We start from the raw sequence: 20,931 nt of genomic DNA, 5'->3' as shown, positions 1-20,931 counted from the left end.
CCTTCTTCTGGTTCCCCCACTTCAGAACCGATCCCCACGAAAGCGATTCGCACCATGACGATCACCACCCCTGACACCGCTGTCACCGACCCCACCGCTGCCCGGCTCGCGGAGCTGCTCGGCCGGCTCACCCTCGAGGAGAAGGTGCTGCTGCTCACCGGCCGCGACTTCTGGACCACCGCGCCGATCGAGAAGATCGGCCTCCGCCGCATCCTGGTCTCCGACGGTCCCAGTGGCGTGCGCGGCGAGGTCTGGGACGAGCGCTCCCCGTCGCTCAACCTGCCGTCTTCCACGGCGCTCGGCGCCGCCTGGGACCCGGATATCGCCCGCCGCTACGGCAACGTCGCCGCCGTCGAGGCCCGCCGCAAAGGCGTGGACGTGGTGCTCGGCCCGACCATCAACCTGCACCGCTCGCCGCTCGGCGGCCGCCACTTCGAGGCGTTCAGCGAAGACCCGCATCTGACCGCCAAGCTCGCCGCCGCCTACGTGGAGGGCGTGCAGGAGAACGGGGTGGGCGCCACCCCCAAGCACTACATCGCCAACGACTTCGAGACCGACCGGTTCACCGCGGACGTCGTCGTGTCCGACCGGGCCCTGCGTGAGGTGTACCTGCTCGCTTTCGAAGAAGCCATCACCGAGGCGCACGCCTGGCTCGTGATGAGCTCCTACAACTCCGTCAACGGCGCCACCGTCACCGAGAACGACCTGCTCGAGACCCCGCTGAACTCCGAGTGGGGCTTCGACGGCGTCGTGATCAGCGACTGGACCGCGGTGCGCAGCATCAACAGCGCCCGCTTCTCGCAAGACCTCGTCATGCCCGGCCCGGCCGGACCCTGGGGCGACGCCCTGGTGGCCGCCGTCACAAGCGGCGAGGTGGACGAGGCCGCGATCGACCGCAAGGTGCTGCGGCTGCTCACCCTGGCCGCCCGGGTGGGCGCGCTCGAGGGGTTCGAGCCGGCCGTCGCCGCGCCCGTGGTCGTCGAAGACGGCATCCGCTTCGCCAAGGAGGCCGAGATCGCCGGCAGCGTGCTGGTGCGGAACACGGGGGAACTGCCCTGGGCCGCCGATACGCTCACGAAAGTTGCCGTGATCGGGCACAACGCCCGGTTTGCCCGCACCCAGGGCGGCGGCAGCGCCACCGTGCTGCCGGAGCACATCGTCACGCCGATCGACGGCCTGATCGCCGCCCTGCCGAACGCGGAGGTGACCTACTCGGTGGGCGCCGTGGTGCAGGAAGGCATCGCCGAACTGCCGCTCGGCACCATCGTCAACCCGCACACCGACGAGCCCGGCGCCCGGGTGCGCTTCCTGGACGCCTCCGGCACCGAGCTGTTCGCCGAGGACCGCCGCGCCACCGCACTGGTGTGGTTCGGCGGCGACGCCCCGATCTCGGCATCCGCTGTGCTCGAGTTCAGCACCCGCTACACGCCGGAGGAGACCGGTGAGGTGCTGCTCGGCTTCGCCGGCGCCGGCAACGGTCGCATCTACGTGGACGGCACCCTGCTGCACGAGGAGCACGTGATCCCGGAGGGCACCGACCTGGGCGCCGCGTTCCTGTCGCCGCCCTCCGCGTCGGTGGCCGTGCAGGTGACCGCCGGCGTCTCCCTCGACCTCGTCGTGGAGTACGACATCGACCCGGAGGGCGCCCTGATGGGCGCGCTGTCGATCACCATCGGCATCGAACCCGACCAGTCCAACCCGGATGCGCTCATCGCGGAGGCCGTGGCCGCCGCGGCCGCCGCCGACGTGGTGGTACTCGTCGTGGGCACCAACTCCAAGGTGGAGTCGGAGGGCTACGACCGCTCCGACCTCGACCTGCCCGGCCGGCAGGACGACCTCGTGCGCGCCGTGGCTGCGGCCAACCCGCGCACCGTCGTGGTCGTCAACTCCGGCTCGCCCGTGCTGATGCCGTGGCGGGATGACGTTGCCGCGATCCTGCTCAGCTGGTTCGGCGGCCAGGAGTACGGGGACGCCGTCGCCGCGATGCTGCTCGGCGAGGCCGAGCCCGGCGGGCGCCTGCCCACGACCTGGCCGAAGACCCTCGAGGACGTGCCCGTGCTCGACGTCACTCCCGAGAACGGGATCGTGCGCTACGACGAGGGCATCCACATCGGCTACCGAGCCTGGCTGAAGGCGGACATCGAGCCGGCCTACGAATTCGGCCACGGCCTGGGCTACACGACCTGGTCGATCGACGACCTCACCGTGGACGGTTCCTCACTGCCGGCCGTCGGCGCCACGATGGTCACGGTCACCCTCAGCAACACCGGCGAGCGGGCCGGCAAGCAGGTTGTGCAGGTCTACGCGTCCCGCGCCGACTCCACGATCGACCGCCCGGTGCGCTGGCTGGTCGGCTTCGCCGCCGTCTTCGCGGCCGCCGGCGAGAGCGTGAGCGTGGACATCCAGGTGCCGGAGCGCGCATTCGCCGACTGGCAGGACGGCTGGCACTACGAGACCGGCTCGTACCTGTTCGAGGTCGGCACGAGTGTGACCGAGCTGCCCCTGTCGGCCTCGATCGTGCTGAACTGAGCGGCGCCATGAGCGACCTCTCCTGGCCCAACCCGCTGATCGCCGGGTTCTACCCCGACCCCAGCGTGGTCAAGGTGGGTGCGGATTACTACCTCGCCAACTCCACCTTCGAATACCTGCCCGGCATCCCGGTGTTCCACAGCACCGACCTGCTCGACTGGACCCAGATCGGTCACGTCGTCGAGCGCCCCGGTCAGCTCGCGTCGGCGCACGTGCCCACGCTGGGCGGCGCCTGGGCGCCGACCATCCGGCACCGGGACGGCGTCTTCTACGTCGTGGTGACGGATGCGATGGGTCGCGGCATGCTCATCTTCACCGCCACCGACCCGGCCGGCCCGTGGAGCGACGGCACCGTGATCCAGGGCGTGCACGGCATCGACACCGACCTCGCCTGGGACGAGGACGGGCTGGCGTACATCACCTACTCGGGCCTGGACGTGACCAGCGGCGAGGACCCAGGCGAGCACAAGGGCATCCTGCAGTTCACCGTGGACCTGGACACCGGCATCCCGCTGTCGGACCCGGTGTCGGTGTGGTCGGGCACCGGGCTGAAGTTTCCCGAGGCGCCGCACCTCTACCAGCACGGCGGGTACTGGTACCTGCTCATCGCCGAGGGCGGCACGGAACGCGGCCACGGCATCAGCGTGGCACGCGGCGAGCACCCGTACGGTCCCTTCACCGAGGGGCCAGCGGTGGGTGGACCGGCCAACCCGATCCTCTCCGCCCGCAGCACCAACCGGCCCATCCAGAACACCGGGCACGGTGACCTCGTCGAAACCCCCGACGGCGGCTGGGCGATCGTGATGCTCGGCATGCGGCCCACCGGCATGACCCAGGCGTTCTCCGCGCTCGGTCGGGAGACCTTCATCACCGGCGCCCGGTGGGAGGACGACTGGCTGGCCGCCGACCCGGTGCTGCTGAACCCGCGGCCCGGCGAGACCGTGTTCACGGATGATTTCACCGGGCCCGAGCTCGCGCCGGAGTGGATCGGCGTGCGCCGTTACTCGGCCGAGCTGGCGACGCTGACCGGTCGGCTGGTGCTGACCGGCGAGGGCGGCACCCTCGACGCCGAGCAGCCCGTTCTGGTGGGGGTGCGGCAACGCAACCCCTGGTCGAGCACCTCGGTACGGGTCGCGCCCGGCACCGGACTCGGTGGCCTGGGCGTGCGCTACGACGAGCACCACCACTACGAGATCGAGGTGGGAAACGGCATCGTGACGGCGCGCGCCTGCGTCGCGGGCATCCGCCAGGAGTGGACGGTGCCGCTGGCGCCGGCGCAGCTGGTCGACGGCACAGTGACCCTGGGCCTGGACACCGTGCCGCCGGATGCATCGTCGATCCTGGCCGGCCTGACCAGCGACGTCGTGGTGCTCAGCGTGGGCACCGGGGCCGACCGGGTGGAGCTCGCCCGCGTCGACGGCCGGTATCTCTCCCAGGAGACCGCGGCCTCGTTCACCGGCCGGGTCATCTGCCTCTACGCCGTGACCGGTGAGGTCTCCTTCGCGGCCTTCCGCTACTCGGGCACCGACTAGCGCGACCATCCACCCGCCCGCGACTGTTCCCGAAGCGGACTTCTGCGGCCGCCGCGCCGGCCGCAGAAGTCCGCTCGGGCAACAGTTGCGCTCGCGCCGCTGCTAGTGGCGGGCGTTGAGCTCGGTGAGTAGCTGCTGCACCCGGGCCACGCCGGCCGGCGGCATCATGATGAGGGAGGTGTCGAGCGGGGAATTGCTCTTCCATCGGCCGCCCGTGGTCCAACCCAGGCCGATGACGTAGCCCACCTCGGCGAACAGCGCCTGTAGGGCGGATGCCGCGCCGGCGTCGTCGATGATCTCCGACAGTGAGGTCTGCATGCTCAGCGGCGCCGGCGCGGGGGCTGCCACGAGAGCGGCCACATCGGTGACCCACTCGTGCGCGCCGGAGCCCACCTCCACGGTTGCGGCCGACCCCGGCAGCCGCACCACGGCCGTGGTGTTCGGCGGTACAGACACCATCAGGGCGAAGGTGCTGCCGGTGAGCGTCCAGTCCACCGTGACCGGGCCGTAACCGGTGTCGAGCGACGCCGATGCGCTCGTGATCCCGCCGCCGAGAACCGGGGCCACCAGGGTCACCCGTGAGCCGGGTTCGCCGGGCGCGATGCCGCCGATGGCGCGGTGCATCCAGTCGGCGACCGCGCCGAGGGCGTAGTGGTTGAACGAGGTCATCTCGCCCGGGTTGATGCTGCCGTCGGGCAGCATGCTGTCCCAGCGTTCCCAGATGGTGGTGGCGCCCATCGACACCGGGTACAGCCACGACGGGCAGCCCTCCTCGAGCAGCAGCCGGAACGCCACCTCGCTCTGGCCGCCCAGGCACAGCGCGTCGCAGATCAGCGGGGTGCCGACGAAGCCGGTGCCGATGCGGTAGCCGTGCGAGCGCACCAGCTCAGCCAGCCGGGCGCCGGCCTTGGCCACCAGCACCGGGTCGGTGAGCAGCCCGAACCCGATGGCCAGGGCATACGCGGTGTGGGCGTCCGAGAGCATCCGCCCCGCCGGGGTGACGTACTCGGCGACGAAGGCGACCCGGATGTCGTCGGCCAGACGGCCGTACCTGGCGGCGTCTGAGGTGCGGCCGAGCACCTCGGCGGCAGCGGCCAGCCGGCTGGTGGAACGGAAGAAGTACGCCGTGGCCACGATGTCGGGGTCGGTCTTGGCTGCGGCCGGGTTCTCCGGCGGGGCGCTCGGGTCGAGCCAGTCGCCGAATTGGAAGCCGCCGGTCCAGAGATGGTCGGCTCCGGCGAGAGCGTCGACCACATCGACCCAGGCCCGCATGCTCTCGTACTGGGCGGCCAGCGCGGCCCGGTCGCCGTAGCGCCCGTAGAGCGCATCCGGAACCAGGGTGCCGGCGTCGCCCCACGCGGCGGCGGCCATCGGGGTCATCGGCAGCGGGTTGGGCACCACGAATGTAACGACCCCGTCGGCCCGGCGCTGTTCGGCGGCCAGGTCACGCAGCCAGGAGCCGAGGAAACCGGACACGTCATAGAGATAGCCGGCGGTGGGCGCGAACGCCTGGATGTCGCCGGTCCAGCCGAGCCGTTCGTCACGCTGCGGGCAGTCGGTGGGCAGGCTGAGGAAATTACCGCGCATGCCCCACAACACGTTCCGGTGTAGTTGATTGAGTTGGGGGTTGCTGGTCTCCAGGTAGCCGGTGCGCACCATGTCGTTGTGCACGACCACCGCGCGGATGTCCTCCGACCGCAGCTCGCCGGGCCAGCCGGTGACCTCGGCGTAGCGGAAGCCGTGGAAGGTAAACGCGGGGCTCCAGACGCGCGGGCCGCCGCCGTCGCCCGTGAAGGTGTCGGTGGCCTCCGCGAACCGTAGCGGCCGTACCCCGAGCTCGCCGTTCTCGAGCACCTCCGCGTGCCGCAGAGTCACAGTGTGGCCGGCCGGGGCATCGATGGTCAGTTCGAGCCAACCGACCAGGTTCTGGCCGAAGTCGAGCAGGGTCGCGCCGTTTGGACTCGTGGTCACCGATTCCACGGCCAGGTGTTCGATGCGGCGCACCGGAGGGGCGAACGACGGGGTGAGTCGGGCCGGGTTCGCGAGGTCGGCGCCGAGGACGGTAACGCGTAGCGGATGCGGCAATGCCGTACCGGGGTCGGCCAGCGCGGCATCGTCCAAGCGGGCGTCGAAACTCTCGCCGGGGTAGATACCGGCCCGGATGACAGGGCCGGTGTCGCTCCCGGTCCAGGTCTCATCGGTGACGACGGTCTGAACCCGGCCGTCCGCGTACTCCAGGCGCAGCTGCATCGAGAGCGCCCGCGGCCCGGGGTAGCCCCGCGCAAAACTGCCGTCGAAACCGAAGTGCTCGCCATACCAGCCGTCGGCAACAGTGGCGCCGAGCACGTTGGCGCCCTCGGTCACGAGGCCGGTCACGTCGTAGGACTGCACGGTGAGCCTGTCGTCATAGCTGGTCCAGCCGGGGGTGAGCACCTCATCGCCGACGACCCGGCCATTGATCACCGCCTGGTAGACGCCGTGCGCGGTGGCCGAGAGAACGGCCAAGACCAGGCCAGGGGCGGCGTCGACAAGGGTGCGGAACCGGGTGGTGCCGCGATCCGCGGTTGCGGTTGCAGTTGCGGTGACGGGGCCGGACACGGCGATAAACGGCGCCGCCCAGTCGACGGGGGAGAGTGGTCCGGTGCGCAGCTCCATCCAGTCGCTGAACTCCGAAACCGACCCGTCCGTGCCGACCACTCGCACCCGCACAGCGGCCCGCTCGTAGGCCCCGAGTGGACCGTCCGCCCACGGCTGGTGCTGCGACGCCACGGTGTGGCGGCGCTCGCGGCGAACGAACGACCCGCGCCGAGTCTCCAGCGTGTAGGAGTACTGCTGCCAGCCCGGCGCATCCGTTTGCACCCGCCAGGACAGGGCGGGAGTGCCGGTCGCAAGAAAATCCGGGCGGCCGCGGCCCTCGGCCCAGAGAGCGGACACGACGACGGGGAACGAAGTGGGCTGAATCATGATCTCTCCATTGAGATGGTGGCACGGGGCAGAAGGGTTGCGGGCGGCCCAGGACGGCCCGCTGGCCGTTCTAAAACCATATAGTCATTCGGTATTAGGTTTCTAGTACGCGAGCGAAGTCAGCGGAGCCTCGACGCGTGTCGGGTCCGGCCCCGCGCGAGTTGCTGGGAGGATCTGACTATGGATTCCCTCACGATTCCCGGCCCGCACGGCACCATCCCGATTCGCATCTATCGGGCCGAAGCCGTGGCTTGGGCACCGGGGCTGGTGTGGGCGCACGGCGGGGGTTTCGCCTGGGGCGACCTAGACATGCCCGAGGCGCACTGGGTCGCCCAGGACCTCGCGGCCCGCGGCATCACCGTCGTCAGTGTCGACTACAGGCTCGCGCCAGTGTCGACGGCTCTCACCGACAGCGAACCGGCGCGTGACGGGGTGCTCTTCCCCGTCGCATCCGAGGAGGTTGCTGCGGCAGTCCGCTGGGCCCTCGAGCACGCCGCCGAGCTCGGTATCGACTCCGGCAGGCTGTCGCTGGGCGGGGCGAGCGCCGGTGGCGATCTCGCCGCAGGGGCGGCGCTCCGATTGCGGGATGCCGGCGGCCCCCAGCCGTCATCGCTGCTCCTGGCCTACCCGCTGGTGCACAGCGCCTTGCCCCACCCCGCCGCGGAACTCGCGCAGAAGATCGAGGTGCTACCCGCTGATGCCCGCTTCGAGCCCGACGATGTGCGGGCGATGAACCTCAATTACGTGGGTGATCCGGCCGAGCTCGACAACCCGTACGCGTTCCCGGGCGGACACGACCTGAGCGGACTGCCGCCCACATTCGTGCTCAATTCCGAGCACGACAGTCTGCGCGCATCCGGGCAGGCCTTCGCGGCCGAGCTCGCGTTGGCGGGCGTGGATGTGGCGGTCTTCCGCGAACCTGGCACGCGTCATGGCCATCTCAACGAACCGGCGAACCCCGGCGCACTCGCCAGCATCGGGCGGATGGCGGCCTGGCTCGACGGCTCGACCAGGTTCGCCCGCGGCTGACACGGCCCGCGGCTGACACGGCCCAAGGCTGACACGGCCCGAGGCTGACATCGCCCCGGACTGGCGTGGCCGCGGACTGGCGTGGCCGCGTTGGAGCCACCGGTGGCCGTGTGAGAACCACCAGAATCGGTGGTTGGGACCCCGGTCGTGGCATCATGCCGGCCGACACACTGTGAATGCAGGGAGTCGCGGCGCGCCTTCATCTCAAGGCCCCCCTCTCGCGCACGACGGGGGAGTTCCCGTGTGCGCCCCTGCCCGAAAGGGGACGCCAATTGTGAGCGCCAAGACCGACAAGACACTGCGGCCACGCCGCCAACGGGGTACGGACAAGGATCCGGCTCCTCAACCCGTGCTGCACGCCATTCCCTCGCCCGCCCGGCTGGCTCGGGCCCGCTTCGCCCCTGCCCTGTCGTTGTTGCTCTGGCTGTCATACCTCGTCACCGTCGTGGTGACCCTCGCCCGCGGCGACGCCCTGGCCGGCGCCACCCAGCTTGTGGAGACCATAGTGTTCCTGGTCTCGGTGACGCTGCTCACCTTCTCGGCCTGCATGTACCTGCTCGCCCGCTCGGGCGCGCTCCCGCGTTTCGCGGCGCACCGTCGCGTGCGTCGGATCACCCTCGACGAGCACGTCTCGCGGATGCGCGAGGACGAGCAGGCGCCGGAGTCCGCTCTGGATCGGCCCGAGCCCCAGCTCGCCAGTGGTGCTGCACCCCGTCTGGTCGCCCTACTGCCGTCGAGGGATGAAGACCCCGACCTGGTGCGCATGTCGCTGTGGTCGGTCGCACTGCAGGAGTTCCCGAACCTCAACGTCGTTCTGCTCATCGACGACGACCCGGACCCCACCGATCCGGCAGCCCGGGAGTCCCTCGAACGCAGCCGACTGCTCGGCGACGAGATCATGGCCCAACTCGCGCCGATGCGGATGCGCCTCGAAGCCGCGTGGGCGCGCCTGCACAGCTCGGGGGCCGGCAAACGTGGGCGCCCAGGCGCAGCCGAAGCGACCGAGATCGTGGTGCGGGAACACGCCACCGCGGCGCGGTGGCTCCGTGACCTGGCTGATGCGCAATCCACGCGCACCCACGTGGAGGTCTTCTTCGTGGATCAGGTTCTGCGCGGCCTGGCTGCGACTCTGGACGCCACGGCAACGGCCCTGCACGATGCCCTCGAGAACGACGAGAGCCCCCTATCGCACGCGAGAGCCGAACAGGTCCTGCTGCGACTGCTCAACATTTTCACCGTGGAGATGAGCGCCTTCGAGCGCAAGCGGTACGCCTCGCTCTCCCACGCGCCCAACAAGGCCATGAACCTCAACAGCTACCTCGGCCTTCTCGGTGGGCGGTACCGCGAGCAGCGAGACAGCCGTGGCCTCACCCTGGTGCGCCTCGACCCCGACAACGCCGCCGAGTCGACGGCATTCGGCTCATCGGTGATTCTCGAGGCACCGGATACTGATTTCGTGCTGACCCTGGACGCCGATTCGATGCTGCTGCCCGAATACTGCCTGCGGCTCGTGCACCTGCTCGACCAGCCGGAGAGCGCCGCGATAGCCGTTGCCCAGACGCCGTACTCGGCCTACCGGGGAGCCCCGACCCGCATCGAGCGCCTCGCCGGCGCCACCACCGACCTCCAGCACATCCTGCACCAGGGGCTGACCTCGTTCGGCGCCACCTACTGGGTGGGCGCGAACGCCGTGCTGCGCCGCTCGGCCCTCGAGGACATCCGGCGCGAGAGCGACGAAGACGGCGTGCACGTGGTGCGCTTCATCTCCGACCGCACCGCGATCGAAGACACCGAGTCGAGCATCGACATCGCCGCCCACGGCTGGGCACTGGTCAACTATCCCGAGCGACTGAGCTACAGCGCGACCCCGCCCGACTTCGGCAGCCTCGTCATCCAACGCCGACGCTGGGCAGACGGCGGCTTACTGGTTCTGCCTCGGCTGCACGACTTCATCGTCACACGACGCCGACAGGGTACGCCTCTCCCGTTGACGAACAGGGTTCTGCGCACCAACTACCTGGGCTCGATCACCTGGGTCACCCTCGGCCTGATCGCGGTGTTGGTCCTGAACCCCCTCGGTGGGCAACTGGTGACCTTCCAACTGCTCCTCATCGCCGCCCCGTACTTCGCCGAGATGGCGTCGGACCTGCGCTACCTGGGCTACCGACGTCGGGATGTCATCGGCATCTATGCACTGAACCTGCTCATCCTGCCGGCGAACCTGGCGGGCAGCATCGCCTCGGTCGTGCAGGTTCTCACGGACCGCAAGGCCCGTTTCGCGCGCACCCCCAAGGTGAGCACCCGCACGCCGGCGTCCGCGCTCTACGCTTTGGCCCCGCTCCTGATCGTCGCCGGTGCGGCCACCATCGCGGTGCGAGCCGGCCTCGTCGGAGACTGGGGCACCACGGCGTTCGCCTCGTTCACGGCGCTTGCCGCCGCGTGGGGAGTCTTCGGACTCATCGGCATCCGCGCCACAATCAGCGATCTGTGGTTCGGCTGGCTGAACTGGGTCTGGGTCGACTCACCGCGCGCACCCGCGACGGCGCCCAGCACCGCCCCGCTCTGGTCGGTCGTCGTCGACGACGGATCCCTGACTACCGTTGGAGCCCTGCGATGAGCCCGATCCACGCCCGCAGCACGTCACGATTCGCGGGGCGCAGGCTCTCGCCCGGGCGGCTGGTTCTCAGCCTCGCCGCCATGATCATGATCCCCGGCGCCGTCACGGCCGCGGCCATCGTGCCTGGCCTCCCTCCCGCTGTCGACGGGGCCCCCGTCGCCGAACGCTGGTTCGCCGGCTACTACGACGTCACCCTCGAGACGGACGAACAACTCGCCGGCAGCGCCCTCAACGACTCCACCGGCGGGGCCGTCCTTGCCTTCGTGGTGGCCGCAGACGACGACGATTGCACTCCCACCTGGGGTAAGACGCACACCTTGGACGACGCGGGGCTGACCTTCGCACTCGACCGACGGGTCGAACGGATGCACCGTGAGGGCCGTCCCCTCGCCGTGTCGTTCGGTGGCGCCATCAACACCGAGCTCGCGGCGGCGTGTTCCACTGTGACCGAGCTCACGGATGCCTATCGCACGACGATGGATCGCTACAGCATCGACGTCATGGACCTCGACATCGAGGGCGACATGCTGGACGACGACGTGGCGACGGCTCGCCGCAGCCAGGCGGTCGCCCGGCTGCAGGAGGAACGCCGTGCCGATGGCGGTGCGCTCGATGTCTGGTTGACCCTTCCCGTGGCGCCCTACGGGCTGCTCGAGAACGGTCTTGCCCAGATCGAGGAGATGCTCGACGCCGGCGTCGACCTCACCGGCGTGAATCTCATGACGATGAACTACGGGACCGACGACACCGACGCCTCGATGTCGTCAATGAGCATCGACGCCCTGCAGGCCACAGCGACACAGCTCGAGGAGATCTGGCACGCCAGAGACCTCGATCTTCCCAGCGGTGGTGTGTGGTCACTTCTCGGCGCGACGCCCATGATCGGCCAGAACGATGTGAAGGCTGAGATCTTCACCCTGGACGACGCCCGCGCGCTCAACGAATTCGCCACCGCGAAGGGCCTGGCCCACCTCTCCATGTGGGCGGTCAACCGGGACCAGACCTGCGGCAGCAACTACCCGAACCTTCGCACGGTCGCCACCTCCTGCAGTGGGATCGAGCAGGCCGGTGTGACGTTCGGGTCACTGCTGGCCCAGGGATACAGCGGTACGCCATCCGCTCGTCCCCTGGACGAGTCCGAGCCGGTCGTCGTCGCTGACGATCCCGAAACCAGCCCATACCCGATCTGGTCGTCGCGCAGTTTCTACTCCGCGGGAGTGACGGTGGTCTGGAACGGCTCCGTCTACGTCTCGAAGTGGTGGAACGAAGACGGCCTCAGTCCCGACGATCCCAGCCTGGGAGAGGAGGGTTCAGCGTGGAGCTATATCGGCCCCGTGCTCGAAAACGACACGCCGTTCACGCTGCCGACGCTACCCGACGGAACCTACCCGGACTGGAGCGCCGAGACGCTCTACGACCAGGGCGACATCGTGCAGCTCGACGGCACGGCCTACGAGGCCCGATGGTGGTCACAGGGTAAGAGCCCCGACCGCTCGGTGCTCGACCGGGACTACTCGCCGTGGAAACTGCTCGCGGGTAGCTGACGCGGAAGGCACGCCGAGGTCGCGGGCCGAAGTCAGCGGAGGCGCAGCGGTTGCGCCTCCGCCGCGGAGACCCGGGTCACGGTGAACTCGGTGTGCTGACCGTCCACGGTCAGGCTCGCCTGGGTCTGGCGCCCGGGCGGCAGGAGCCTGCCTACTACTCTGGTGCGCGACGTGGCGACGGACTCAGCCATCCACGTCAGGATGGGATCGATCAGACTGTTGTCGACGAATCCGCCGTTGTCGTCGAGCAGCACAACGTCGACGCCGCGTTCCCGGGCGGCGGCCACGGCAGCGCGCAGGGGCTCGCGGGCCAGCGAGCCGGCACGCAGGCCGTCCCGCAACTCGCCCTCGCAGCTGGTGTACTCATTGCGCTGGGCATCGGTGGGTTCGACGCCCGTGCCGATCCGGCGTAGCAGCGGGAGTGCCGTGCGGGCCAGTTCCGCGACTCGGCCGGTCAGCTCGGAGCGGGCCGCCAGCGCCCAGCTCTGCTTCTCCGCGGAGCGCACGGCCTCCTTGTGTAGAGCGACGATGCGGCGTTGCATCCGTTCGACCACGACGAGAAGCGCCACAGCGAGACCGACCAGCACCACGGGCCGGATCGCGAGCTGGACGATCTGATGGACCGGCGCATTCTCGAGCACGCCGGCGCAGACCGAAGCCGCGACGATCAGCGCGGTTCCGCCCAGCGCCGAACCCATCCGACCGCGCAGTGCCAGCGCAACGAAGAGGAACGCTGTGGCCACGGTGAACCACAGCGAGCCGTAGGAGAACGCGATCCCATAGATGAGATAGGCGGCTGATACCCCCACGACCATGCCGCCGCCGGCGAGGGCCACCACCAGAGAGGTCAGGGCGCCGGACGGCACCCGGGTCGGTGCGGCGCGGATCATCAGCCCAGCCGCCAGAAGGGTCAGGAGCATGGTCAGATGCAGCGGCCAGGTCCCAGGCACAGCAAGCGCCGCGAGAATCGCGCTGGTCGTCTGTGTGCCCACGTAGATGACCGCGACGACGAAGAAGCCGACCCTGAGCGAGACCCGGTTGTCCGGGATGACGATCCGGTTGTCGGCTTCGACAGCCCAGCGCAGCCGAACGACGGTTCCCCGGCCAGGGGCGGAGTCGATCTCGGCGCTACCGCCGGGCAGCCGAGACATGCGACCGATGATGCTCTGCCTGATTCCGAGCCTGTCATGGGCGATCTGCGCCGGGTCGAACCCCGGACCGTCGTCGATGATCTCCACGCGCACCTCCGAGCCCGTGTGGAGGATGCGCACGCTGCGCGCGGCATCCGGGGCGTGTTGGATGCTGTTGCGCAGCGCCTGCCGCATCGCACCGATCAGGGCGTCGTGGGTGGGCGTGAAGGCCCTGACGGATGACGCGGCCACACTGCCTTGGACCGTGCAGCTGACGCCGTGGCGGCGGGCTTCGGCGGCCACGGCCACACTCAGAGCGACGGGTTCGTGCGCCTGGTCGTCGGCCAGGGAGGTCACGGTGGCGACGGCTTGACGTGCCTGGGCGGCCAGGCGGTCCTGGGGGATCGGCAGCCCCGATGCGGCCAGTGCCAGCGTGGCGAGAACCTCGTCGTGCACCAGGGACGCGGCCACGGTGCGGGCCGTGAGCCGACCGCTCTCGGCGGATTCCAGCGACGCGGATGCCGCCGTCGACGCCGCCTCACGGTCCAGGCCACGGCCGACCGCCAGGATGTGCCCGCCGATGACGCAGATCACCGCGCCGGTGAGCAGCGCCTGCATGTCGTTGACGACGCCGTCGAGGTCGAGGCCGCCGTAGATCGCCCGGTAGGCCAGCCCAGTCGCGGCGGTGATCGTCACGGTCGTCCAGGCCAGGCCGCGGCCGCCGGCCACGAGCGCGGCGGCCACCGCCGCTCCCGACGCGGTCAGCGTCCACGGAATCCGGTCGATTCCCCCGGCCGGCACGGCGGCCGGGAAGGTGATCAGCGTCAGCCAGAACGCGGCGACGGCCAGGAAGGCGACCACGCGGAGCGTGAGATCCGAGACCCGGTTGGCCACGAGCCCGGCCAGGAACACGCCAGCAGGGGCGAGCCCGCCGACGACGACGAACCACACCGGCAGCTCGGCCTGGCTGCCGTTCCGCACGACGGCGAGTTGAGCGGCGGTCATCAAGATTATGAGCAGGGCGGCGTCCACCGCGAGGATGCGCCGACCCGATCGTTGGCCGGCCCCGATCTCCGCTCCGGTCTCGACGAAGGGTTTATTCACGCCCGGGCGCCTGGACGTAGCCGTCTTCGATGCCGCGCTGGTAGAGCTCGACCTTCGTGGCCGCGGACCGGCCCAGCCGGTGGTACAGAGACCGGATGCGCCGCAAATGGTCGTTCACGGTGTTCTCGGAAATGAAGAGTTGGGCCGCGACGCCTCGTGCGCCCAGGCCCGACGCGTAGAGGCTCAGCACTTCGCGCTCTCGGAAGGTCAGCGGTGCGGCCGCCAGCAAAGGATCGGTGTCCAGCGCCGAGGCCCACTCGGTGGTGGGAACCAGTTCGCCACGCGCGGCGGCGAGGATCGCCCCCACGAGAGCCTTCCGGGGCGTGGACTTGCGCACGATGCCGAGAACCTCCGCCCGGGACGCGCTGCGCACCAGATACGGGTCCTCGCCGGAGGTGAGTACCAGAACCTCCGCGCCCCAGTCTCTGATCTGCCTGACGTTCTCGCCGGGGTCGGTGCCGTCGCGCAGGGACAGGTCCAGCAGAACGAGGTCGGTGTCCCGCATCCGTCGCACCAGCTCGGTCACCGACGTGGCATGCCGGGAGAATTCGAGACCGTCGGCCGTGTCGACCAAGTTCTGCACGGCCATGGCGACCAGCTCGTGGTCGTCGACAATGGCGATCCTCGTCGGGCTCATTGGTGCTCCTGCATCTTCGGTGCCGGCCGTTAGCCCCCCGCACGGGGGATGCGACCTCTAGTCGTCAGACTAGCGGTGCTGGGGGTGCGGTGACGCTGCCGGACCCCGACACGTCCATCGCCGACTACGTCTGGCTGCCCATCCGGTTCGACGGCGAAGAGGTGGTCATCGACTGGCACGACGAGTGGCGGGTCGAGGACTACGACTGATCGGGGCGGCCCTGCTGCTGTCGGTCGCCGTCCGGGCTGAGGGCGAGGCTCATGAAGACGCTGTGCGGGTCGAGCACATAGTCGGCGAAGGGCGGGCAGATGGTGAACCCGTGCCGGGCGTAGAGTCGGCGGGCCGGCGCGAAGAACTCCTCCGTGCCGGTCTCCAGGTAGAGCCGCTCCAGGTTGTGCTCACGGGCGTCGGTCAGAACCCGGGCGAGCAGCAACGTGGCGACGCCCCGCCCACGGGCCGCGGCGGTGGTACGCATCGACTTGATCTCGGCCTGGGTGCCGTTCAGGCGTTTCAGCGCTCCGCAGCCCAGCAGCGCCCCGTTCTCGCGCGCCGTCCAGAACGAGATCCCCGGCGCCGACAGCGCCGAGTGGTCCAGGGCGTGCACGCTGTCGGCCGGTGAGGTGGCGAACATGTCGGCCAGGTGCTCATCCAGCAGCAGGCGCACGTCTGCGGTGGTGGGGCTGTCCGGCGCGATGTGAATCATGGTGACAAATTTACCGGTCGGCTGCACCGGGCGCGGCCGACGAGCCGGCGGCGATGGCCTGCAGCGCGGCCACATGGATGCTCATCGCCGCGACCCCGGCGCCCGTGGCGGTAAGCCAGGTGCGCGGCCGGTTGCCCACGAAGCCCTTGCGCACGGAAACGTAGCCTGCGGTGCTCAGAGTGCTGATCGCCTTGCTCAGCGCCGAATCGTCGGTTTCGAGCAGGTCGCGCAGGGTGGCGAAGTCGATCTCGGCATCCGCCCGCAGCGCCGCCATCACGGAGAAGCGCAGCGGGGTGAGCAGGGCGTCGTCGAGGTCGTGCCTGGGGTGTTGACCGGTCATCGGTCCGCCCAGATGGGTGCGGGCCGGAACGCGGTGACGACCAACGGAACCGCCACAAGGATTCCGCCGACGCTGCTGACGATGGAGGGGTCCCAGGCGCTGCGCGCGAGAAGAACCGCGACAATGATCGCGGTGAGGTAGGAGAACCCGAACGCGATCCACTGTGTGCGGCCCCACTCCTGTGCCAGTTGTGGCAGACCCCACCGCGTGACGTCGAGGACGCCGATGGCAAAGAGGAGACCAATGACGATGATGGCGCCGACGGCCGGAAAAGGTAGACCGCCACAGGCAACGGCCGCGCCCAGCCAGAGACCCAGCACCGTCATGGAAACCTGGTTGGCCGGGCTCAGCGGGGCAACGAGTGTCGGGGCGGGTCGCCTGACGCCGGACGCTCGGGCCCGCAGGGCAGATCTGACCGAGAGGACGCCTAGTGGCAGGGATGCGCTGAAGGCGACGACGAGCGCGATGGGCCAGGGCGTGGCCGGCGCGAAAACAACCAGTCCGGTGATGAAGAGCAGGGGCACCAGGCTGGCTGCGGTGACGACTGAACGCCGCCGTCCCGGCTTCGCCGCGGCGGTGGTGTGCAGGCTCTGCTGCAGTCCCCGTTCGAGGGAGCTGGCGACGAAAAAAGGAATGAGCAGTGTGAGTATCGCGCCCAGGCCGACCGGAGATGCGGCCTGCACTCCGGGCACCATCCCGGTGCCGTCTTCGCCCTTACTGGCAAACACGAGGCATACGGCATAGGCGAGAACCCCGACACCCAACCAGGCCTCGGCTATCGCGCGGGTGCGGTCGTCGATCGCGTTGCGCACCCGAAGACTGACAGCATCGCCGTTCTGCAGGAGACGAGTTGCCGCCTCACGGCCTGTCGGACTGGTGCTGTCCCCACTTTGGTCGCTCATGGTGTTCCCCCGATCACGTGGCGGCTATTTCTACTGTCAACATAGCAGCTACTTGCCAGACGGAAAGTGGATGCGTCGGGAACACTCAGCAGAGCGCAGGCATCCGCTGCTAGACCGATACGGGTGGGGCCGAGCTGAACGGCCCGCGCCCCCCCGCAACTGCAGGAAGACGAAAGGAATCATCATGGCAAGCTTCACCATCGGCTATCTGGTCGGCAGCCTCTCCAGCACGTCGATCAACCGCACCCTGTCCACGGCGCTGATCAAGCTGGCACCGGAGGAACTCGACTTCACCGAGATCCCGATCGGGAACCTCCCGCTGTACAGCCCGGACTACGACGCGGACTTCCCACCGGCCGGACGGGAGCTCAAGGCCGCGATCGAAGCGTCGGACGGCATCCTGTTCGTCTCGCCCGAGTACAACCGGTCCATCCCCGGCGCGCTGAAGAACGCCATCGACTGGGGCTCCCGGCCTTGGGGCGCCAACTCCTTCGCCCGCAAGCCCACCGGCATCATCGGCGCATCACCGGGCGGCATCGGCACCGCCGTGATGCAGTCCTCGATGCGCAGCGTGCTGAGCTTCCTCGACGCTCCGCAACTGAACTCACCTGAGGCCTACATCCAGTTCAACGCCGACGTCTTCACGCCCGAGGGCGCTGTCACGAATGAGGGCACGCGCGCCTTCCTCGCCCATTACATGGAGGAGTACTCGGCCTTCGTGCAGCGCGTTCTGGCCGCCAACGCGCCCGGCCACATCGGCGACCCCGATGTAACCTGACAAACCCCGCAGACACGCCTGACGGTGCCGTTCTGGCTGCGAGTTGCGGCTAGGTTCGAACGATGGCTGCACACCGTAGAACCCTGGTCATTTTCGGCGCCGGCGGAGATCTGAGCACCCGCCTGCTCCTTCCGGGCCTCGGGCAGCTCCTCGCAGCCGACCGTGGCATCGAGCTGGAGCTGATCGGAGCGAGCAACGCTGAGCTCACCGCGGAGGCGTGGCAAGACCTGCTCCGCACCGCCTTCGCGAAGGGCGGTGCCGACCCGGAGGCCACGGAACCGGTCGTTGCCGGCAGCCGCTACGTCGTCGCCGACGCCACCGACGCCGACGATCTGCGCCGCATCCTTGGCCACTGTGAGACAGCGCCCGTGCTCTACTTCGCGCTTCCGCCGGCCGTGACCGAAGCCAGCTGCCGCGCCCTCGACACCATCGAGTTGCCGGACGGCATCTCGCTCGCCCTGGAGAAGCCCTTCGGCACCGACCTGGCCAGCGCGGCGGCGCTCAACCGCTTCGTCTCCCGCCTCGCGCCCGAGTCCCGAGTGCACCGGGTGGACCACTTCCTCGGCAAGTCCACGGTGCTGAACCTGCTGGGCCTGCGCTTCGCGAACCGTGTTTTCGAGCAGAGCTGGAATGCGGAGAACATCGAGAAGATCGAGATCCACTACGACGAGAGCCTGGGACTGGAGAGCCGCGCCGGCTACTACGACAAGGCGGGAGCCCTCGTCGACATGGTCCAGAGCCACCTGTTGCTGGTGCTCGCGCTGGCCACGATGGAACCCCCGTCGACCCTCGACGCCGACGACCTGCGCGGGGCGATGGCGCAAGCACTGCGCGCCACCCACCTGTGGCCCGGCGAGACCGACCAGGTCGCCCGCCGTGCCCGCTACACCGCCGGCACGATTGACGGACGCGAGTTGCTCTCCTACGCCGAGGAGGAGGGCGTCGATCCGGCGCTGGAGACCGAGACCCTCGCGGAGATCACCCTCACCGTCGACAACTGGCGGTGGGCAGGGGTTCCCATCGTGTTGCGCTCGGGGAAGGCACTGGATGCGACCCGCAAAGACATCGTGGTCACCTTCAAACCCGTGCCCCATCTGCCCACCGGGTTCACCTCCGCTCCCTCACCCACGCTGCTGCGGATCGCGCTGGACCCCAACGGGATCCAGCTCGACATCAACGTCAACGGCGAGGGTGACCCATTCACCCTCGAGACCGTTTCGCTCGAGACCGACCTGGGCGCCGGCCAGCTGGATGCCTACGGCGAGGTGCTCGCGGGCATCCTCACCGGTGACCCGTCGATTTCGGTGCGAGCGGATGTCGCCGAAGAATGCTGGCGGATCATCACCCCGATCCTCGAGGCGTGGAAGAAGGGTGCCGTGCCGCTCGATGAATACTCGGCCGGCAGCACCGGCCCCGCCCACTGGGCCGACCGGACCCACTGACGACTCCGGCTCCCAAGACCCTGGGTAGAAATGCATGACTCCTGCTGAATTCGGTACAGGCGGGGCGGATGCCCATATTCACGGGGGCAGTGACCGGCCGGCAGAATTGCAGGAGTTTTGCCTCCACGGGCCGCTACTTGTCGGCGTGGGCCTCGAGAAACTCGTAGACCTCGGTGTCGTCGACGCCGGGGAAGGTGCCGCTGGGCAGCGGGGAGAGCACGTGCGCGTGCAACCGGGCGCTCGGCCAGGCCTGGCCGGCCCAGCGGGCGGCGACCGAGCCGGAGGGGCGCCGGCAGCACGACTCGTCGGGGCAGCGTGACACCGTGCGTTGCGTGGTCTCCCGGCCGCGGAACCACTTGGCTTGCGCGAACGGGGCGCCCACACTGATCGAGAATTCACCATCCGAGGTGGTGCCGGTCTGCGTGGCACACCAGAACGTGCCCGCCGGGGTATCGGTGTACTGGTAGAACTCGGTGGTGCGGTTGGTGTGCGTGAACGCGCTGCGGGCGCTCCACTGCTTGCAGACCAGCTGGCCCTCGATCGATCCTGTCACGTCGGCCGGCAGCGGCAGGCCGTCGTTCTCGTAGCCCTTCTGCAGGGCGCCGTCGCCGGAGACCCGGAGGAAGTGCACCGTCATGTCCAGATGCGCGGTGGCGAGGTTGGTCAGCCGCAGGGCGGCGGCCTCGTGGGTGACCCCGAATGCGTCGCGGAGGTCCTCGACCGAGAGCACCCGGTCGCGTTTGGCGGTCTGCAGAAAGCTGCGGGTGGCCTCCAGCGGCATCAGGCAGCAGGCCGCGAAGTAGTTGATCTCCAGCCGCTGCCAGAGGAACTCCGCGTAACTGGCCGGGCGTTCGTGGCCGAGTAGCCGGTGCCCCATCGCCTGCAGCGCCATCGAGCGCAGCCCGTGTCCGCCGGGGATCGACGCCGGCGGCAGGTAGATGCGGTGGTTGGCCAGGTCGGTCACCGACCGGGTGGAGTGCGGCAGGTCGTTCACGTAGATCAGGGTGAAACCCAGCTGCTCGGCCATCACGCTCACCTCGCGGTGCGTGAGCGCCCCGGAGACGTGGCCGGAGGCCCGCACCCGCTCCTCGGCGAGCTGCTCGATGTCGGGCATGTAGTTGCCGCGTTCGCGCATCCGTTCACGCAGCTCGGTGTTGGCCCGGCGGGCCTCCTCGGGGGTGGCGATGGCCTCGCTGGCCCGGCGGGCGAGCTCCCGGTGCAGGCCCACGAGCGACTCGATCGCCGGCAACGGCATGCCCTTGGTGATCTTCACCTGCGGCAGGCCGAGCGCGCCGTAGAGCGGGTTCTTCTGCGCACGGGCCAGTTCGATCTCCAGGGCGGCGCGGGTGTTGGGCGCCTCGCCGCTGAGCAGATCGGCGAGCGGCACCCCGAGCGCCTGGGCCAGCTGCTGCAGCGTGGAGAGCTTGGGCTCCCGGCGCCCGTTCTCGATCAGCGAGAGCTGGCTGGCCGCCAGGCCCACCTGCTCGCCGAGCTGATCGAGCGTGAGCGCACGCTCGCTGCGAAAGTGACGGATGCGATGACCCAGGGTCACGAGGTCGGAGGCCGGCGTTGGCATTCCTTAAGCATACGTAAAGAACCACGTTTCTTAACAAGGGTTTTTCGGTTTCTGCACCGAATCCGGTCGCATTCTTAATGAACAGGACGAAATTAGCGCTCCTG

Annotated in this window: 14 protein-coding genes; 7 read left to right on the top strand and 7 right to left on the bottom strand. The window is 69.3% G+C overall.

Going from position 1 to position 20,931, the window contains the following annotated elements; translation table 11 throughout:
- The first annotated feature begins 54 nt into the window (after positions 1-54).
- Entirely contained in the window at positions 55-2,529 is a 2,475-nt protein-coding gene (locus DOE79_RS08160; RefSeq protein WP_120338066.1) for a glycoside hydrolase family 3 protein, read from the top strand.
- An 8-nt stretch (positions 2,530-2,537) separates the two neighbouring features.
- On the top strand, positions 2,538-4,061 hold the full coding sequence (locus DOE79_RS08155; protein ID WP_120338065.1) for a glycoside hydrolase family 43 protein: 1,524 nt from the start codon (positions 2,538-2,540) through the stop codon (positions 4,059-4,061).
- A gap of 102 nt (positions 4,062-4,163) precedes the next feature.
- Here the strand turns inward: DOE79_RS08155 and DOE79_RS08150 are convergent, their stop codons facing one another.
- A complete protein-coding gene (locus DOE79_RS08150) occupies positions 4,164-7,025 on the bottom strand; it encodes an alpha-L-rhamnosidase (RefSeq protein WP_120338064.1) in 2,862 nt (953 codons plus the stop codon).
- Positions 7,026-7,205: 180 nt separating this feature from the next.
- Between DOE79_RS08150 and DOE79_RS08145 the strand changes: the two genes are divergently transcribed.
- The 3 genes from DOE79_RS08145 to DOE79_RS08135 all read left to right on the top strand — a co-directional run bounded on the left by DOE79_RS08145 (position 7,206) and on the right by DOE79_RS08135 (position 12,215).
- Positions 7,206-8,054, top strand: a complete 849-nt coding sequence (locus DOE79_RS08145; protein ID WP_120338063.1) for an alpha/beta hydrolase — start codon at positions 7,206-7,208, stop codon at positions 8,052-8,054.
- A 274-nt stretch (positions 8,055-8,328) separates the two neighbouring features.
- A complete protein-coding gene (locus DOE79_RS08140; protein WP_162942660.1) occupies positions 8,329-10,671 on the top strand; it encodes a glycosyltransferase family 2 protein in 2,343 nt (780 codons plus the stop codon).
- Complete coding sequence (locus tag DOE79_RS08135; RefSeq protein WP_120338061.1) at positions 10,668-12,215, top strand: chitinase; 1,548 nt, start codon at positions 10,668-10,670, stop codon at positions 12,213-12,215. The genes DOE79_RS08140 and DOE79_RS08135 overlap by 4 nt, the downstream gene beginning before the upstream one ends.
- 32 nt (positions 12,216-12,247) lie before the next feature.
- Here DOE79_RS08135 and DOE79_RS08130 read toward each other — a convergent pair whose 3' ends face one another.
- From DOE79_RS08130 to DOE79_RS08110, 5 genes are all read right to left on the bottom strand, one after another.
- Positions 12,248-14,449, bottom strand: coding sequence for a sensor histidine kinase (locus tag DOE79_RS08130; RefSeq protein ID WP_120338060.1), 2,202 nt, complete (start codon positions 14,447-14,449; stop codon positions 12,248-12,250).
- A complete protein-coding gene (locus DOE79_RS08125) occupies positions 14,442-15,086 on the bottom strand; it encodes a LuxR C-terminal-related transcriptional regulator (RefSeq protein ID WP_120338059.1) in 645 nt (214 codons plus the stop codon). Before DOE79_RS08125 ends, DOE79_RS08130 begins: the two co-directional genes overlap by 8 nt.
- 199 nt (positions 15,087-15,285) lie before the next feature.
- Complete coding sequence (locus tag DOE79_RS08120) at positions 15,286-15,789, bottom strand: GNAT family N-acetyltransferase (protein ID WP_120338058.1); 504 nt, start codon at positions 15,787-15,789, stop codon at positions 15,286-15,288.
- Between the two features lie 10 nt (positions 15,790-15,799).
- The gene (locus tag DOE79_RS08115) at positions 15,800-16,129 is read right to left on the bottom strand and encodes a winged helix-turn-helix domain-containing protein (protein WP_120338057.1); all 330 of its coding nucleotides are present in this window, start codon (positions 16,127-16,129) and stop codon (positions 15,800-15,802) included.
- Positions 16,126-17,031 (bottom strand): hypothetical protein, encoded by a 906-nt coding sequence (locus DOE79_RS08110; protein ID WP_162942659.1) that lies wholly within the window; start codon positions 17,029-17,031, stop codon positions 16,126-16,128. Before DOE79_RS08110 ends, DOE79_RS08115 begins: the two co-directional genes overlap by 4 nt.
- 184 nt (positions 17,032-17,215) lie before the next feature.
- On the opposite strand from DOE79_RS08110, the gene DOE79_RS08105 reads away from it, so the two are divergent.
- On the top strand, positions 17,216-17,809 hold the full coding sequence (locus tag DOE79_RS08105) for an NADPH-dependent FMN reductase (protein WP_120338055.1): 594 nt from the start codon (positions 17,216-17,218) through the stop codon (positions 17,807-17,809).
- A 62-nt stretch (positions 17,810-17,871) separates the two neighbouring features.
- On the top strand, positions 17,872-19,251 hold the full coding sequence (locus DOE79_RS08100; RefSeq protein WP_120338054.1) for a glucose-6-phosphate dehydrogenase: 1,380 nt from the start codon (positions 17,872-17,874) through the stop codon (positions 19,249-19,251).
- A 133-nt stretch (positions 19,252-19,384) separates the two neighbouring features.
- Here DOE79_RS08100 and DOE79_RS08095 read toward each other — a convergent pair whose 3' ends face one another.
- The gene (locus DOE79_RS08095; protein ID WP_120338053.1) at positions 19,385-20,827 is read right to left on the bottom strand and encodes a helix-turn-helix domain-containing protein; all 1,443 of its coding nucleotides are present in this window, start codon (positions 20,825-20,827) and stop codon (positions 19,385-19,387) included.
- Positions 20,828-20,931: the final 104 nt, after the last annotated feature.

It is taken from the genome of Cryobacterium soli (genome assembly GCF_003611035.1).
In the GTDB taxonomy this organism is placed as follows: domain Bacteria; phylum Actinomycetota; class Actinomycetes; order Actinomycetales; family Microbacteriaceae; genus Cryobacterium; species Cryobacterium soli.
The sequence above is the reverse complement of the archived record's forward strand: the minus strand, read 5'-3'. Positions and strand labels throughout refer to the sequence as shown.